The organism is Veillonella sp. LMAG:90 (genome assembly GCF_008679445.1).
Lineage (GTDB): Bacteria > Bacillota > Negativicutes > Veillonellales > Veillonellaceae > Veillonella_A.
Window position 1 is genome coordinate 481,356 of sequence record NZ_NAND01000001.1, and the last position, 15,658, is coordinate 497,013.

General features: G+C 39.0%; 15 protein-coding genes and 1 pseudogene. 11 read left to right on the forward strand and 5 right to left on the reverse strand.

Annotated features, from left to right (window positions below):
* The first annotated feature begins 73 nt into the window (after positions 1 to 73).
* The 7 genes from CCC71_RS02075 (at position 74) to CCC71_RS02105 (ending at position 7,126) form a co-directional block, all read left to right on the forward strand.
* On the forward strand, positions 74 to 409 hold the full coding sequence (locus tag CCC71_RS02075; RefSeq protein ID WP_295243425.1) for a YbaB/EbfC family nucleoid-associated protein: 336 nt from the start codon (positions 74 to 76) through the stop codon (positions 407 to 409).
* Between the two features lies 1 nt (position 410).
* A complete protein-coding gene (recR, locus tag CCC71_RS02080) occupies positions 411 to 1,001 on the forward strand; it encodes a recombination mediator RecR (protein ID WP_021841539.1) in 591 nt (196 codons plus the stop codon).
* Positions 1,002 to 1,011: 10 nt separating this feature from the next.
* Entirely contained in the window at positions 1,012 to 1,245 is a 234-nt protein-coding gene (locus tag CCC71_RS02085) for a hypothetical protein (RefSeq protein ID WP_021841538.1), read from the forward strand.
* A 19-nt stretch (positions 1,246 to 1,264) separates the two neighbouring features.
* On the forward strand, positions 1,265 to 3,835 hold the full coding sequence (locus tag CCC71_RS02090; protein ID WP_021841537.1) for a 3'-5' exonuclease: 2,571 nt from the start codon (positions 1,265 to 1,267) through the stop codon (positions 3,833 to 3,835).
* A 10-nt stretch (positions 3,836 to 3,845) separates the two neighbouring features.
* Entirely contained in the window at positions 3,846 to 4,847 is a 1,002-nt protein-coding gene (locus CCC71_RS02095) for an RluA family pseudouridine synthase (RefSeq protein ID WP_021841536.1), read from the forward strand.
* A gap of 226 nt (positions 4,848 to 5,073) precedes the next feature.
* On the forward strand, positions 5,074 to 5,523 hold the full coding sequence (locus CCC71_RS02100; protein WP_247239957.1) for an NAD(P)H-dependent oxidoreductase: 450 nt from the start codon (positions 5,074 to 5,076) through the stop codon (positions 5,521 to 5,523).
* A gap of 271 nt (positions 5,524 to 5,794) precedes the next feature.
* Positions 5,795 to 7,126, forward strand: a complete 1,332-nt coding sequence (locus tag CCC71_RS02105) for an ATP-binding protein (protein WP_021841534.1) — start codon at positions 5,795 to 5,797, stop codon at positions 7,124 to 7,126.
* Between the two features lie 87 nt (positions 7,127 to 7,213).
* Here the strand turns inward: CCC71_RS02105 and CCC71_RS02110 are convergent, their stop codons facing one another.
* Genes CCC71_RS02110 through CCC71_RS02120 form a run of 3 tightly spaced genes read right to left on the reverse strand, consistent with a single transcriptional unit; the run spans position 7,214 to position 9,996 of the window.
* A complete protein-coding gene (locus tag CCC71_RS02110; protein WP_296332747.1) occupies positions 7,214 to 8,476 on the reverse strand; it encodes an SLC13 family permease in 1,263 nt (420 codons plus the stop codon).
* 44 nt (positions 8,477 to 8,520) lie between these two features.
* On the reverse strand, positions 8,521 to 9,192 hold the full coding sequence (locus tag CCC71_RS02115) for a DUF2848 family protein (RefSeq protein WP_021841532.1): 672 nt from the start codon (positions 9,190 to 9,192) through the stop codon (positions 8,521 to 8,523).
* Positions 9,193 to 9,204: 12 nt separating this feature from the next.
* Complete coding sequence (locus CCC71_RS02120) at positions 9,205 to 9,996, reverse strand: carbon-nitrogen family hydrolase (protein WP_296332750.1); 792 nt, start codon at positions 9,994 to 9,996, stop codon at positions 9,205 to 9,207.
* A 160-nt stretch (positions 9,997 to 10,156) separates the two neighbouring features.
* Here CCC71_RS02120 and CCC71_RS02125 point away from each other — a divergent pair, with 160 nt between their 5' ends.
* The 3 genes from CCC71_RS02125 (at position 10,157) to CCC71_RS02135 (ending at position 12,871) form a co-directional block, all read left to right on the forward strand.
* Complete coding sequence (locus CCC71_RS02125; protein WP_021841530.1) at positions 10,157 to 10,825, forward strand: GntR family transcriptional regulator; 669 nt, start codon at positions 10,157 to 10,159, stop codon at positions 10,823 to 10,825.
* A 137-nt stretch (positions 10,826 to 10,962) separates the two neighbouring features.
* The gene (locus tag CCC71_RS02130) at positions 10,963 to 12,000 is read left to right on the forward strand and encodes a lactonase family protein (protein WP_021841529.1); all 1,038 of its coding nucleotides are present in this window, start codon (positions 10,963 to 10,965) and stop codon (positions 11,998 to 12,000) included.
* Positions 12,001 to 12,436: 436 nt separating this feature from the next.
* Complete coding sequence (locus CCC71_RS02135; protein WP_021841528.1) at positions 12,437 to 12,871, forward strand: Dps family protein; 435 nt, start codon at positions 12,437 to 12,439, stop codon at positions 12,869 to 12,871.
* Between the two features lie 139 nt (positions 12,872 to 13,010).
* On the opposite strand, the gene CCC71_RS02140 is transcribed toward CCC71_RS02135, so the two are convergent.
* Both CCC71_RS02140 and CCC71_RS10830 read right to left on the reverse strand, forming a co-directional pair.
* Positions 13,011 to 14,081, reverse strand: a complete 1,071-nt coding sequence (locus CCC71_RS02140; RefSeq protein ID WP_295223465.1) for a major outer membrane protein — start codon at positions 14,079 to 14,081, stop codon at positions 13,011 to 13,013.
* A 15-nt stretch (positions 14,082 to 14,096) separates the two neighbouring features.
* Positions 14,097 to 14,168: pseudogene (locus CCC71_RS10830) on the reverse strand (S-layer homology domain-containing protein); the annotation flags it as partial.
* 505 nt (positions 14,169 to 14,673) lie between these two features.
* On the opposite strand from CCC71_RS10830, the gene CCC71_RS02145 reads away from it, so the two are divergent.
* Complete coding sequence (locus tag CCC71_RS02145) at positions 14,674 to 15,618, forward strand: dihydrodipicolinate synthase family protein (protein ID WP_021841526.1); 945 nt, start codon at positions 14,674 to 14,676, stop codon at positions 15,616 to 15,618.
* The last annotated feature ends 40 nt before the right edge of the window (positions 15,619 to 15,658 follow it).

A 15,658-nucleotide genomic window follows, 5' to 3' on the forward strand; every position in this document is an offset into this window, starting at 1 on the left:
ATGAGCGAGCAAGCTTTTATTATAGAAATATATTAATTTTTTAAAATAATGGTTTTTAAAAGGAGGAACAATAATGTTCGGTAAAGGTATGCCAAATATGGGCAATATGCAGGGTATGATGAAAAAAGTGCAGAAAATGCAGGCAGATATGCAGAAGATGCAGGAAGAATTGAAAACTAAAATCGTTGACGCTTCTGTAGGCGGCGGTGCCGTAACTATCGTGATGAACGGTGAAAAAATTGTTCAATCCGTTAAAATCGATCCTTCCGTAGTAGACACTGACGATATGGAAATGTTGGAAGATTTAGTATTGTCTGCCGTAAATGCAGCCGGTCAAAAAGTTGACGACATGATGGCTCAGGAAATGAGCAAAGTAACAGGCGGCATGAAATTACCGGGTATGTTCTAAGATGGCAAATCCCTTAGAACGCTTAGTGGAAGAGTTGCGCCGCTTGCCGGGCATCGGCGCTAAATCGGCCCGGCGTTTGGCGTATTACTTGGTAGAATTGCCGGCTGATGAAGTGGCCACTTTGATTGAAACGATTGAGCAAGCTAAGGAAGCGACCAAACGCTGCTCTATTTGCTTTAATTTGTCGGCGCAAGATCCTTGCGAATTTTGTGCCAACGAAATGCGCGACCATAGCATTATCTGCGTGGTGGAAACATCCCGCGATGTGGTAGCCATTGAACGAAGCGGCGATTATAAAGGTGTCTATCATGTGCTGGAAGGGGCTTTGTCACCGTTGGAAGGCATCGGGGTGGAAGATATTCGTATTAAGGAACTGTTGAATCGCTTGCGCGATGAGACGGTGAAGGAAGTCATTCTGGCCACCGATCCGGATCCGGAAGGGGAAGCGACAGCCCTTTATTTGGCGCGTTTATTAAAACCAATCGGTATTAAGGTAACCCGTATTGCGCGCGGCGTACCGGTTGGCGGTGATATTGAATATGCCGATGAATTGACTATCGGCGGGGCGGTTATGAACCGCCGGGAAATGTGAGGCTTTTCGAATGGATTTAGTGGTAACTGCTGCTGTGGCAGTTGTTGTTATTTATACAATTTTTAAAGTAGCATTTTATACAATCAAACGGGTCGGTTTCAACCTAATTTTGGGCTATGCAGCGTATTATGTGAGTGTAAATTTCTTGCATATTCCGGTGGATATGACCGTACTCATGTGGTTTTTGACAGCTGTGTTGGGCCCGATTCCGGTAATCGTAGTGGCTCTCATGCACAGCATGTAGCATAAAGGAGGCAGTCAGTATGGCTCAGTTAAATGAAGCTCAGCAGCGTGTGGTGAATACGTTGACGAATAACATACTGTTACTGGCCTCGGCAGGTACGGGAAAAACAAATACGCTGGCTCACCGCGTGGCGCACATTATTCAAAGTGGCGCGGCTAAGGGCGAGGAAATTCTTTGCATGACATTTACCAATAAGGCATGTCGTGAAATGAAGGATCGCATTCTGTCTATGGCGGGGCCGGCAGCTAAAGCTGTGGAGGTAAGCACCTTTCACAGCTTTTGTTATAAAGTCCTGCAAGAGGAGAGTAAACTGGATGACAGTCTGTATTTTGACATGGCTATTTATGATGAAGTAGACTGTCAGGAACTGTTGGCTACTTGGTTGCCGGCGGGCATGAAGGACGCGGTGTTCTTCAACCTTATAAGCCATGTGAAGGAATATCGGTCCATTTGGGGCTATTACAGTGAAAACACGGCGAGTGATTATGAAACGACCATCGACCGCCTTTTTATAGAGCAACGCGCTACGATGGAACGTTTTTTTGAAAAACTCAATCCATCCGATTTGGCTGAATTCCGTGAAAAAGGGTATGAGTCTTTAGTGGGCTACGAACAGTCCTTGGCCGGTGTTCACGGCGTCGATTTTACCGACTTGATTACCTTGGTGCATCGTCTATTTCAGGATGAAACGGTGCGCGAACGTTGGCGCAGTCGCTATCGGTATATCAATGTGGATGAAATGCAGGATACCAGCGATTTGGAAGGTACGGTCATGAAATATTTGTGGCAGGGCAATCATGTGCTCCTTTGCGGCGATTATTTTCAGACTATTTATGAATGGCGCGGCTCCAATCCGGAACGACTGTTGGATGAGTATAAGGCGGAGTTTTCACCGGACGTGATTGTCTTTTATGAAAACTATCGTGCCAATAAGTATCTGTTTGATGCATCGTTTGCCGTGTTAGAGCGCATGTTCCCGCGGTTAATCGGTGACTTTTATCAGGAAAAACCGTTTGCCGCCAGTAAGACGCCGGGTGAGCCTATCGTGGTGCACAAGGCGCCCACGGAATGGAAAGAAGGGGCGTATATCTTTGATACCATTCAGACTTTGCCAAAAGATGCCAAAATCGGTATCTTGGTGCGCCAAAACTCACAGGCTCAGTACTTGAGCGCGCTGTTTGAGCGTTTTAATGAGCATGTAGCCCCTGAAGAACAGCGTCAATTTATGATTATTGATGAATATAAATTCTTCCGCCGTCAAGAAATTAAAGATGTAATGGCTTATTTCAAACTGTTACTGAATCCGCATGATGCAGTGAGTGCCAAACGCATTATTATGCGCTATGTGAAGGGCATCGGTGAGGCTCGTATTCAGCAAATTGAAAGCGAAGACGTGCGGACTATGGGCCTTCGTCTTACGGATTTCATGGATATGCAGATTTTTGAAAAAGAACCTTATGACGGACTTCTGCAAGGGCTTACAGCCGGTAAGATTGTGGTCTATGATGTGGAAAGTACGGGGACGGACACAACCCGTGATGAAATTATTCAAATTGCGGCGTGCAAGCTCAATCCGGATGGTTCGGAAGGTGAGATTTTTGAACGATTTATTCGTCCGTCGAAATCAGTCGGTGATTCAGCCGCCGTACACGGGTTTACCGATGAAAAACTGGCTGAAGTCGGCGAAGATGCGACTACAGTATTGGCTGACTTTAAGGAGTTTTCCAAAGGAGCCGTCATTGTCGGTCATAATGTAAATTATGATATCAGCATTTTCACTAACGAATTGGCCCGTCATAATTTGGGGACACCGGAATTTGCCGACGTGTATGATACCTTGGATTTTTTCCGTCGTTTTTATCCCCGTTTGCCGAACCATAAGTTGGGCTTTTTGAGTGAATATTTCCCGATTCATCATAAACCGACTCATAATGCGATGGATGATATTCGGGCAACGGCCTTGTTATTACTCTATGCCATTGAGCATAATATTCGACCGACGGCGGATCAGCGCCGAGCGCTAATCAGTAATTTTAAGAACTCGTTTGCCACTATGGCATCTCAGATGGCAACCTTACGCCGTAAGATTTTGACGGATAAACCATCGGCGTTGTTGGCCTATATTATGAATGATATGGGCGTGCTTTCCTATTATGCGGAACGTAAAGAAAATGACCGCGTAGAGTATATTCGTGATTTGTATCGACTCATGGTAGATTTGGAAGGTCAGGCTAAGGACTTGTCAGGGCGAGCCTGTTTGCAACAGATGCTGGAACAGGCAGCGCTTACGGCGGGTGAGCCGGACCAACGTCTTAAAAATAATGATAGAATTCCGATTATTACGGTGCATCAGGCCAAGGGCAGTGAGTTTGAATATGTGTTTTTGGCCGGCCTTCGGGAAGGATTATTCCCAAGTTGGTTATCTTTGAAAGAAGGAAAACTGTCGGAAGAACAGCGACTCTTCTACGTGGCGATTACCAGAGCTAAAGAGCGGCTCTTTATATCGTATGCCATGACGGATAATCGCGGCCGCGGCGTGAAGCCAAGTGAGTTTTTAAAATACTTACCGGCTGATGTAATCAGAGAATAAGGAGGTGCCTATGTCACGAAAAACATATCGCAGCGATGATGTGTGCTTTTTATTGCGACCGGACGATGTAATGGCCGGTATTGAGACGGTGGGCGCTTGGCTTGATGCCAAGCATATGGCGCGTTCAGTTATGAAAACGCTGTTTCAAGAAAAACTGGTTCTCTTAAATGGAAAAAAAACAAATCCAAAGGAATCGGTGGAGCTTAATGATGAATTGCGATTGCAGATGCCGAAGGAAAAAATAGATCATGATCCGGTGCCTATGGAGCTCGTTATTCTCTATGAAGATGAAGACTTGCTTATCTTGGATAAACCGGTGGGGATTACGGTGAATTCTAAGGGGCAGGTATCGTTAGCTAATGGTGTGGCTCAGTATTTTAAAGATAATGGCATTAAGCGCAAAGTTCGCTTTTTAAATCGTCTGGATAGGGATACATCAGGTTGCATTGTGATTGCCAAAAGTGCCTTGGCACAGAGTTTTTACCAACAACAAATTGAAGATCAACGCTTCGAGAAGTGGTATGCTACGGTTGTGCAAGGGGTGCTTTTGGATACGAATATTGTGGACCTGCCCATGAAACGTGGGGAAGACGGGATTCACTATGAAGTGCGCGAAGACGGCAAACCGACACGCACCGTGTATAACGGCACCGGCGTATTTGAAGAGGTCGAGGGTGTTCAGCTCGGTGATGCTTCCGGTAATCAACCGAGCGATGTGACAGATGGTCAATTCGGCGATGTAGTGGCTACCTCTTATCGCGAAGTAAGTGCCGATGAATTGGCGACCATGACCGAAGCGGACAAAGCTAAGTTGGTCTCTACCGTAGATATCAGACTCTATACGGGGAAAACACATCAAATCCGTGTAGCTATGGCTCATTTGGGCCATCCTTTGGTAGGCGATGCTTTGTATGGTAATGAACGAGCCGGCAGAACCTATGAATTACGGGCGCGGCGCGTGGTTTTCACATCGCTTCGGACCGGTCAAATAGTAACAGTTAGTGCCGATTAACGTCGTCGATTAAGGTGCATAATTAACGGTGACTTGTGACGTACAGATTGGAATATACGCTTTAGGATAGAATTGTTTTAGCGTAATAAAATTACATCAATTTATGTGATTTTAAGATAGATTCTCAAAGTTTCTTGATGTATAATAGATATAGAAAGTTCAATATAGTTACATTGTATATTATAAAATTCATATATTATTATCTTGAGAAAACAGGAGGTATCCTATGAAAACCGTAGTTTTATTGTTCCATCCTAATTTTGAAGCATCCCGCATTAATAAAGCTTTTGAACAAGCTATCGGCGGTGATTATACTGTTCGCCATATGTATGTTTTATATCCGGATAACAAAATTGATGTGGCCAAAGAACAGGCTGTATTGACTGAAGCTGATCGCATCGTGTTGCAGTTCCCGATGTATTGGTACAGCTCACCTTCCTTGTTAAAAGAATGGCAGGATCAGGTGCTCCTTTATGGTTGGGCTTACGGCAGCAGCGGTAAAGCTTTACATGGCAAAGAGTTGCTATTGGCTGAATTCTGCGGCATGACTTACTTGACGCCGTTTGTGGTAAAAGGCACCCTCACTATGAGTGATGAAGATTTGGCTAAACATGCTAAAGAATATGCTGAATACTTGAAACAGGCAAGCATCCCTGCGTTGGGTAAGTTTGACTGAGTAAAAAGTTTGGTATAAAAGATTCGTGTGAATAGCTAACGTAGTCTAATAATAGAATAAAATAAGTAAGCCTCCGAGCGTTTTCGTTTCGTTAGTGAAGACGTCGGAGGCTTTTTTGTAATCTTATTTTGAAAAAAGTTTAGCTTTAATAGTAGCTTCCCGTTATGCGATAGCAAAAAGTGGTTAAAAAATACAAGTTTTTGCTATTGGTAGCATAAACTTGTAAAAATAAAAAGTTTTTGCTATTATACGAGTAAGAGGAGGTGGTTTTATGATGTCCGTGCGAGCCCTGAAACCACGAGATTTTTACTTAAATAAATTGATTGCTTTTAAAGATACAGAACCGGTTAAAGTTGTAACCGGTATTCGGCGCTGTGGTAAGTCCAGCTTACTTAAACTGATGATAGCTTGGTTGAAGGAGCAAGGGATATCTGACGATGCTATCGTTGAAATGAATTTTGAATCATTTGCCTATAAAGATATGAGCGCTGATGATGTATATGCTTATGTGAAAGAGCGTATTTCCAAAACAGGTATTACCTATTTGTTCTTTGATGAAATTCAGCGTGTACCCGGTTGGGAAGAAGCGATTAATGCGTTTCGTGTTGATTTTAACTGTGATATATATGTGACAGGTTCAAATGCGTATTTATTATCATCGGAATATGCTACCTATCTGTCCGGGCGCAGCGTCGAAATAAAGATGTTGCCCTTATCGTTTAAGGAGTTTATTGAATTTAACTCGTTGGAGTTAAGAGAAATAACAACTCCACTGGGAACTAGAGAGAAGCGCGTTTATGATGATAATGGTCAAGTCTACTTGTTGTCAGATATATTTAATCTGTATTTACGCTTTGGCGGTATGCCGGGGATTGCCGATGTGGGCTTTGATCAAGATAGAGCTATGACTTTGCTTGATGGTATTTATAATACAGTTGTTGTACGCGATATTTTAGAACGGGAGCAACGTCGTAACCAAAGACAAGTGACAGACTCTGATTTGCTGCAGAAGATTGTAAGGTTCTTGGCCGATAATGTGGGAAGTAACATTTCGGCGTCGTCTATAGGTAATACTCTAGTTAATGAAGGTTTGCTTGATGCGGGTAAACGAAGCGGTGGTCGCAATGGGACGCCTAGTGCTCACACTGTTCAAGCGTATATAGCAACTTTATTAGAAGCTTATTTCTTCTATGAAATTAAACGCTTTGATATTAAAGGACGTGAATTTTTACGCACTTTAGGTAAGTATTATATTGTAGATATTGGGCTACGCAACTATTTACTCGGTTTTCGTGATCGTGATACGGGCCATGTATTGGAAAATGTGGTGTATTTGGAACTTTTGCGCCGTGGGTATGATGTGGCTATCGGTAAGATAGATCGTTTTGAGGTGGACTTCATAGCTACTAAAGCTGACGAAAAGCTATATATCCAAGTTACGGAGTCGATGCGTGATGAAATGGTGCGTGAACGTGAGCTCCGGCCATTGCAAAAAATACAGGATAATTATAAGAAATTAGTTCTGACTTTGGAACCGGGGATTGAAAGAGAATTTGGCGGAATTCAGGTTGTGAATGTGGTGGATTGGTTGATAGAGATTTAAGAATAAAATGGCGACCTTCTAATTTAGAGTTTTCTAAAATTAGAAGGTCGCTATAATTTTATGTTTAAGGAAGTATAAGGATATTATTTAAATGATAAAAGATAATATGAAACTTACGCCAATACCAACTAATAATGCAGGGCGTTCCCATTTATTTGCTAGTTTTTGGTTAGTACCAGGAACTACACCGGCAACTACCGGTAAAGCAGTTAAGGCACCACCTGTTAAGAATAACTGCATAATAGCTGCGCCCATAATAGCAGCGAAGCTGATTGCCATTGGATCTAAATTCATACCCATAAGAATTTGAACAAACGGTAGAATAATAGCAGCTGAAGCCGCATTAGATTGTGTAATCAAACCGGCAATTGTAGAAATTATAAATAGTATTTGAATTGGCGCAATAGCTAAGAATGGTTTTAAGTATTCGGATAATACGCTTACAAGCCCAATTTTGTTAATTACAACAGACATGAACATAAGACTGATTATCGCAACAATTGGAATAGCAATCTGGGTAACCCCGGAAATCATTGCCTTTTCGCCATCTGCTAAGGTGTATTTAGCCATGATGATAACGAGAATACTGCAAATAAAACCGACAATAAATACAGGTACGCCCATAAAGAATGCGATACATAATGCGAGGAATGGGAATACGGCTTTAGTGAAGCTTGGAGCATCATCAGGTAAAACAAAATCTTCAGTGTCAGAGTTGTTAGCGTTATCACAAACATAATGACCTTCTGCTATCATTTCACGTTTAGCACGCCAATAAGCAAAGACATAAATACCTATACTACTAACAAAACCCCATACATTAATTAGGCCAAAAGAAACCCCAGTTAGTCCTAATATGGCGAGCATTGTTGGATGAGTAAAACCACATGAGTTAGCAACTGTATTAGCCATGGAGATTATAGCGGATGTTTTATTAGGATGTAAGCCAAGACGAGTTGCTGCAGGACCTGCAATCGTAGCAGTAATTACAGGTTGAGTGAATGCTGTTAAGGCGCCTAATAATGCTGCGGCTAAACCGGCTGCTGTTGCAATCCCCGGTGCCCCGCCTTTTTGTTTGCCAACTTCCATAATTTTATAAATAATAACGTTTAAAAAACCTGTTTTTTGCATAATCCCAATAAAGAGTAATACACCTAGCATATCAATAATTACAGGATTCATTGCAGATACTAATAATTTACCTATAGAGTTTGGATCTTTGCCTATAAGTGGAAAACCTGCAGCAATAGCCGCTAAGGTACTGCCGATTGTAGCGGTGATATAAAGAGGAGCACGTCCAAGTATCATTACCAATAATGTAAGTAACATTATAATTTGGGCTGTAAGCATATAAACCTCCTTTTTGTACAAGTAGAAGACTATTAAGGAAAGGATTAGTGTTCGTTAATTACTTGAATATTGTATTGTAGGCCGATTGAACGATTTAATTTTTCGTCAACGATTTGGCATTCGAAGGATTCGCCATATTGGAATCCGTTTTCTAAAGGCACTGTTCCTGTATAAATAAGGCTATTATTAACATTAACTTCTTCTTTTAATTTCTCGATAATAGTTTCTAGTGAGAGTAAATCGGAAGTAAGACCATGTTGATAGGATATTTTTTCACCATTAAGTATTTGGGAAGATTCAAGTTTTATGGAATCAAAATGTTCTTTTATTTCGTCATATGGCCAGAAGGTAGTAGCATATGGTTTTAAACAAAGTTGTTTTGATTTATGAATACTAACAGCTTCTAATTCTCTATCAGTATGATCACTACCAACACCAATGTAATATTTGTTGTCATGTACTAAAATGAGATATTCAACTTCGCCACTTGTTTTTTGTCCAATGACTTCGATAACTTTGCTAGTTGTTAGTATTTCTTTGGAGCATTGATATAATACTGGAACAGATTTTGGACATTTGATACCTTCTTCCTCTAATTCCCGAATATGTTCCATTGTTTTTTCAATATCTTTACCGGCAAAGCCAACTACTAATAATTGTTCTAAGTCAAAAAATAATTCAGTTTTTCCTTTTAAGCTTTCAATTGTTACGTTCATGATAGTGCTCCTTTATAGTTCATATAATGATGGTTTACGGTCACGGAAAACATTGATGGATTCACGTATATCCTTGATAATACTTAGGTCAACAGTTCCGAATTGAACTTCTTCTGCTTCGTCGAGATGACAGATTTCTTCGCCCCATGGATTTATCAATAGTGAATTACCACCAAAAATGGTATCGCCTGCTTTACTACAAGCGTTGACTGCACATACATACATCTGATTTTCGATGGCACGCGTTGTGGCTAAATTAATCCAGTGATTCTTACGAATTAAAGGCCAATGCGCAGGAATAAATAGCAATTCTATCCCTTTTAATGCCAATGACCGTACTAATTCACAAAAACGAATGTCATAACAGATGATGATGCCACATTTCATACCAGCTAAGTTAAAGGTAACTAGTTTATTACCACCCTGGTAATAATTATGTTCGCCTGAAGGGGTGAAGCCATGAATTTTATCATATTCAGCAACTAGCTTGCCGTGCTTATCAAAAATATAAGCTGTGTTAAATACTTTATTTTTTTTTAAAGTAGTAACTGATCCAGCTACAATATTTACGGAATGTTTTTTTGCATATTCGGAGAATAGTTTTTTAGTTGTTTGTCCTTCTTTATCAGCTAGTTCTTCGAGGTTATCTGTCGGGAAAAAGCCGGTATTAAATGTTTCAGGCAAAACTAGAATATCTGGTTTTTGAGCCATAGCTTCATCCATTAACTCTATGGCGTGAGAAAAGTTTTTTTCTGGTTCAGCAAAGATGGAACTCATTTGTATTAACGCGATTTTCGGATTCATAATAGCCTCCTTATAATTTGGTATACCACTTAATGAAATTGTATACCATTGTTGCGAAATCGTCAATACTATTAGAATTAAAAGTAATAATAGAATAAAAAATTGTTATTTTTTTGATGCTATAATATAGTTATAGTAGTTTAGAAAAGTAGGTGGAGATATGAATATAGAGGAGCGTCAGTCATTACAGCAGAAAGTGTATATTCATTTAAAAGAGGCCATTAATGAACAAATATATAAGCCGGGGGATATTTTAAATGAACGTAAAATTTCGGCAGAATTAGAGGTAAGTCGTACACCGGTTCGAGAGGCATTTAAAGCTCTTGAAGCGGAAGATGTAGTTGAATATATTCCATATCGAGGCGTTATGGTAAAATCGCTATCTGTAGATGATTTGAAACATATTTTTCAAATACGTGAAGCTTTAGAGATTTTGGTTATTAAACTAGCAATTGATAAGATAAATAATGAAACCATTAGGCGCTTGCAACAATGTGTACAGTCACAGGAAGATTTAAAAGACAATGCAGGTAATCGTATTCAAGAATTTATTAAATTGGATATGGAATTTCATAATATTCTAGCGGATACATCAGATAATCCATTTTTAAAACAGTTGATTTTGGATATGAGAGATAAAGTTGCGCGTTTAGGTATAACAGCTTTGTATAGTGGGCCTCAAAGATTTTATGAAACCATTGATGAACATCGTGCTATAGTGAGTGCGTTAAAAGCTGATGACTCAAAATTGTCTTTGCAAGCAATGGAGCAACATATTCGTAATACCTATGACAATGCGATGCGGTATATTGAGACTTTATCTAAATAAACTTTGGATAATGAAGGAGTAAAGAAATCTTGAATGTTAATTTATAGTGATTAAGAGATATTTGGCGTAGAATAAAGATATTTAAGATTATATAGGTGAATTTAAAGATAAAAATTATATAGGTATTAGGAGTAAACATGTTTGCATATATAGGTTGCCGCACAACAAAACATCGAAATGCTCGTGGCAAAGGAATTTCCGTCTATGATATTACGCCGGAAGGATGGCATTTATTAGGCATCACGCCTATTTTAGAAAACCCGTCCTATTTGGCTTTCGATAAGAATAAGTATTTTTTGTATACCGTTCACGGTGATTATGAAGAAGTGAGTGCATTCAAAGTGGAAGTAGATGGATCGCTAACTTTTTTAAATACAGTGAGCAGCGAAGGTAAAAACCCGGTATATATTGAAATATCTCCGGATAATCGATTCTTATATGTGGCCACCTTGCAAGGTGGTACTGTTACTACAATACCGCGGCTTGCCGATGGCAGTTTGGGCAAAGCTACATCGGTAGCACATATTAAAGGACTTAGTGATGATACCGTTTCCTTGGCTCATCAGTGTGTGTTGGATAAAACAGGACAGTGGTTATTGGTGCCTACTCAGGGGCGCCATATCGGTCATGAACGAATCTATGTGTTTAAAGTCAATGCCGAAACAGGCGAGCTTACAGAACAATCTCATATTGATGCCAGAACCTATGCGGAACCGCGCCATTTGACGATTAGTAAAGATAATCGTCATGTTTACGTGGTGAACGAAAAGGGTAATTCGGTTACGTACTACGATTTTGATGACGCCAAAGGTATTTTGACAGCCTTGCAAATTATTCCGTCACTACCAGAAACCTATACCGGCCAAGGGCAAGCCAGTGCAGTGCTACTCAGTCCGAGTGAAGAATTCTTATATGAAACAAACCGTATTCATGAAAGCGTAGCCATATATCGGGTAAATAAAGAAACCGGATTTCTAACAAATCTTGGCTTTACCTCTGTTTTGGGCAAAACGCCACGTTTCTTTACCTTTATGCCTGATGGGAAGCAGTTGCTTATTGCCAACGAAGACTCCGATACATTGCAGCTTTTTGATGTTGATGAGGAACATGGTCATTTGACATTTACCGGCATTACGGTGGCAACAGCCAGTCCAACCTGTGTAGTTTTTAAATAGGAATATGAGAAAATTAATCAAGAATGATAATAGATAAATAGTGTACTTTACTAAATTGGTGATCAAGGATGTATGGTCTGTAAAGCTTTAAATATGAATGTAAAATGACTGTAAATTGTTAAAATTATTTGCTAAGTGAATTTAATATCCTTTAATTTATGGTGTTTTAAGGTTACTTTATAGCTTGTTTTAGCCTATAAATAAAAGTTTTAAAGTAAATAATAATTATTTTCCAAAAGTAATTGACATCGATTTTTGTCTATGTTATAATCTAACCATAGCAAACAATAATGATTATAAATTGTAGTAAAAATGCTAGTAACTGAATATAAAGTAAACAAATTCAGTTGAAATATTAAATGATATGTTTAATGTCAATTATTAAAATTCGTAGGGATTGTAAATAGAGGTTTACAATTCAAGGAGGAAAAAAATTATGAAAAACGTACAGGAAGTAAACAAGTATTTAGCAAACTTAGCAATTTGGAACGTAAAATTACACAACCTTCATTTCAATGTAGTAGGTTCCCAGTTCGTACCAACTCATGAATACTTGGAAAGTGTATACGATAATGCATTCGAATACTATGATGCAGTAGCTGAAGCTCTTAAAATGGCAGGCGAAGAACCGGTAGTACGTATTTCCGAATACTTGAAATTGGCTACTATCGAAGAATTGGATGGCCGTGCATTTAGCGTTAAAGAAGTATATGAAATTTTACAGGCTGACTTCAAATTGATGTCCGACTTGGCTCTTAAAATTCGTGAAGAAGCCGGTGAAGAAGATAACTTCGCATTGTCCAACTTGATGGAAGATCACATTGAGTACTACACTAAACAGCTTTGGTTCTTACGTGCAAGCTTAGCATAAGAAGTTAGCTTAAGTACTGCGAAGCAGTTAGTATACTTGCTCAACATAATAACAACATAAATAGCTCAACACACAATAAGATAAACAAGAAAAGCGATGGATTTCGGTCCATCGCTTTTTTGTATGTTTGAGTTAGATTTTAGAATTTTAAATTAAATTCAGCTCGATAATAGTTCCCGAGTGATTGACCATTTTGATTTTTGCTGCCAAATCCATAAAAGGCAGAAAGGCCAAGGTTTTTATCTAATGCATAATCGACTGTAGCGAGCCATCCTTTATAGTCATATAGCCAAGCTTGGGCGAAACGAGATGTAAAAACCGGTGAATTTATGTCTTCGTCAAAATATTGTAACTTAAGATCCCAAGAGTTTGCTTTAGAAAGAGTGTAGTTTCCGTAACTAATACCGGCGACCCAAGCTGTGGCATTAGAGAAGTCTTTTGCTTTAATCCATTCGCCACTAAGTCCTAACATTGGGGCAACTTTAATATCGGCACTGACTCCATAAAAGTCAGTATCTATATTTTGATTACCAACTAGATAATATCCGGCTACGGCAATATTTTTAGAAAATGTTTGTCTGATTTGAATTACTGTTAATGTCGGGTTTTCATCGGTACTTAAATTAGGTACGATTTTAGTTCTTTTGCTATTTTTGGAGGCGGGAAATGTAGAGGCATAGAATGAAGTTAACGCACCGTAACCTAATTCAAGTTGAGTGGTATTAAATTTTGTAGAAAATATTATGCCGTCAAAGGGTTCATTGCTATATGCCAAACCTTCACCAAGTCGAAGACCGGTTCTACCAAGAGAAATAGTATTTGCAGTGTTGAATTTGTGATTAATTGCTAAACGATCAAATGCGATATCATTATTAAGTGTATTACCAAATTCCGGATCGCCTTTTGTATTACCTGTTCTAATCCTAATTATTGCAGATGTATTTTTGGCGATGTTGGTATCGAATTGAATCCGTGCACGATAATCAAATTTAGATTTACTATTCGTTTTGAATACGCCCTTTTCTTCCGAGCCGCGATACCGCAGGCGTATGTCGCCACTTGTTTTTACATTGCCGATTTTTTCGTTTAAATTATCTAAGCGAATTCCAAGAGCTTTCAGTTCCGATGAAAACTCATTTGATAGTTTGTTTATTATAGCCTGCTGCTCTGCAGTTGTATTCTTTTGATTAGCTATTGCTTGGCCGACCATCTGTGCCAATTCATAGCGCGTAATATTTTGGGTTCCTTTAAAGGTAGAATCAGGATATCCTTTAATGATATTTGCTTCTGCTAGTGCAGCTACAGATTGAAATGCCTAATGGTCTGAAGCTACGTCAGAAAATGGATTAGTTGCTAGTACAGGGGCAGTTGACAGTAAAGCTAGTAAAATACTTAGTGAAAACGTTTTCTTTTTCATTTGAGTTACTCCCTTTCTTGGTAAAAATGAGAACTTTTTAGGGTGTAACAGTAAGTAGTATTAACTGAAGTATAACATTAGTTATCAATTTAGGAAATAAAAAAATGATTTTTACAAGAAAATATTATAACTATGAGTAAAAGTAACAGGTCCAGTAATTAGGAATTTTAAAGGGTTTTGCTGGATTAGAAGAAAGTTCCTTTGTAAAATGATACTATGGATGCATAAAGAGCATAACAAAAATGATTGACAGTTATTCAATTGAGGTGTATCTTGTAGATAAAGGTTATGGAAAACATTTTCCATAAAGTTTAAATTGAAACCGGTTTTGTTAAGTAATAGTAAGTAGTAATTGTTTTCTTATTTTAGAAAGGATGTATTCACTATGTTAAACGACAATTGGAAAGGTTTAAATCCGGCAATAATGGTTCCTTTGAATGATGATTATTCTATTAATGAACAAGAACTTCGCAACTACGTTGAATGGTTAATTCAATATGAACATATTACAGGCCTTGTTACAAACGGTCATACCGGTGAAATCGGTGGCTTTACAAGAGAAGAACGTGCTCGAATTACTCGAATTGTAGCCGATCAAGCAAAAGGTCGTGTACGTATTATCTCCGGTGTTAGTGCCGAAGGTACAATCGATGCTATTGAAGATGCTAAGGCTGCTCAAGAAGCTGGTGCTGATGGTATCTTGTTGATGCCACCACATGTATGGTTGCGTTTTAGTATGAAACAACAATCTGCTATTCAATTTATTAAAGATGTAGCTGATGCAATCGATATCGGTATCGTAATTCATTTGTATCCTGCTAACTCTAAAGGTTTCTATCCGGTTCAAACCCTTCTTGAAATGTGCAAGATTCCTAATGTTAAAGCTATTAAAATGGGTACTCGTGATGAAGCTTTATACGAACGCGATATTCGTATCTTAAGAGAAAAAGCCCCTCATGTAATGTTATGGACTTGCCATGATGAATACATCTGTACTTCTTTATTGAATCCTGGTATGGATGGTGCCTTGATTGGTTTCTGTGGCTGCGTACCTGAACTCATCAATAATATGTACCAAAAGGTACTTGAAGGTAATTTGTTTGAAATTCGTGAAGCTAACGAACCAGTTCAGAGAATGTCAGCAGCTATTTATGGTACAGGCGAACCTACCGGTGAAGCTCATGCACGTATGAAAGAAGCTCTTTATCAACGTAAAGTATTTAGCTCTCCATTAATGCGTAAACCTTTAATTCCGTTATCTCAAGAAGAAAAAGATAGTGTAGCAGAAGCTATTAAATTGGGTGGCGTAAAAACGGTAGACTTAGTATAATACTGACAAGAAAATTTATTCACCCACGAACTCAAGAATG

What these genes read in the sequence shown, in the direction of transcription:
- CCC71_RS02075 (WP_295243425.1), top strand. Translation starts at nt 74, where the DNA reads ATGTTCGGTAAAGGTATGCCAAATATGGGCAATATGCAGGGTATGATG.
- recR (WP_021841539.1), top strand. Translation starts at nt 411, where the DNA reads ATGGCAAATCCCTTAGAACGCTTAGTGGAAGAGTTGCGCCGCTTGCCG.
- CCC71_RS02085 (WP_021841538.1), top strand. Translation starts at nt 1,012, where the DNA reads ATGGATTTAGTGGTAACTGCTGCTGTGGCAGTTGTTGTTATTTATACA.
- CCC71_RS02090 (WP_021841537.1), top strand. Translation starts at nt 1,265, where the DNA reads ATGGCTCAGTTAAATGAAGCTCAGCAGCGTGTGGTGAATACGTTGACG.
- CCC71_RS02095 (WP_021841536.1), top strand. Translation starts at nt 3,846, where the DNA reads ATGTCACGAAAAACATATCGCAGCGATGATGTGTGCTTTTTATTGCGA.
- CCC71_RS02100 (WP_247239957.1), top strand. Translation starts at nt 5,074, where the DNA reads ATGAAAACCGTAGTTTTATTGTTCCATCCTAATTTTGAAGCATCCCGC.
- CCC71_RS02105 (WP_021841534.1), top strand. Translation starts at nt 5,795, where the DNA reads ATGATGTCCGTGCGAGCCCTGAAACCACGAGATTTTTACTTAAATAAA.
- CCC71_RS02110 (WP_296332747.1), bottom strand. Translation starts at nt 8,476, where the DNA reads ATGCTTACAGCCCAAATTATAATGTTACTTACATTATTGGTAATGATA.
- CCC71_RS02115 (WP_021841532.1), bottom strand. Translation starts at nt 9,192, where the DNA reads ATGAACGTAACAATTGAAAGCTTAAAAGGAAAAACTGAATTATTTTTT.
- CCC71_RS02120 (WP_296332750.1), bottom strand. Translation starts at nt 9,996, where the DNA reads ATGAATCCGAAAATCGCGTTAATACAAATGAGTTCCATCTTTGCTGAA.
- CCC71_RS02125 (WP_021841530.1), top strand. Translation starts at nt 10,157, where the DNA reads ATGAATATAGAGGAGCGTCAGTCATTACAGCAGAAAGTGTATATTCAT.
- CCC71_RS02130 (WP_021841529.1), top strand. Translation starts at nt 10,963, where the DNA reads ATGTTTGCATATATAGGTTGCCGCACAACAAAACATCGAAATGCTCGT.
- CCC71_RS02135 (WP_021841528.1), top strand. Translation starts at nt 12,437, where the DNA reads ATGAAAAACGTACAGGAAGTAAACAAGTATTTAGCAAACTTAGCAATT.
- CCC71_RS02140 (WP_295223465.1), bottom strand. Translation starts at nt 14,081, where the DNA reads ATGGTCGGCCAAGCAATAGCTAATCAAAAGAATACAACTGCAGAGCAG.
- CCC71_RS02145 (WP_021841526.1), top strand. Translation starts at nt 14,674, where the DNA reads ATGTTAAACGACAATTGGAAAGGTTTAAATCCGGCAATAATGGTTCCT.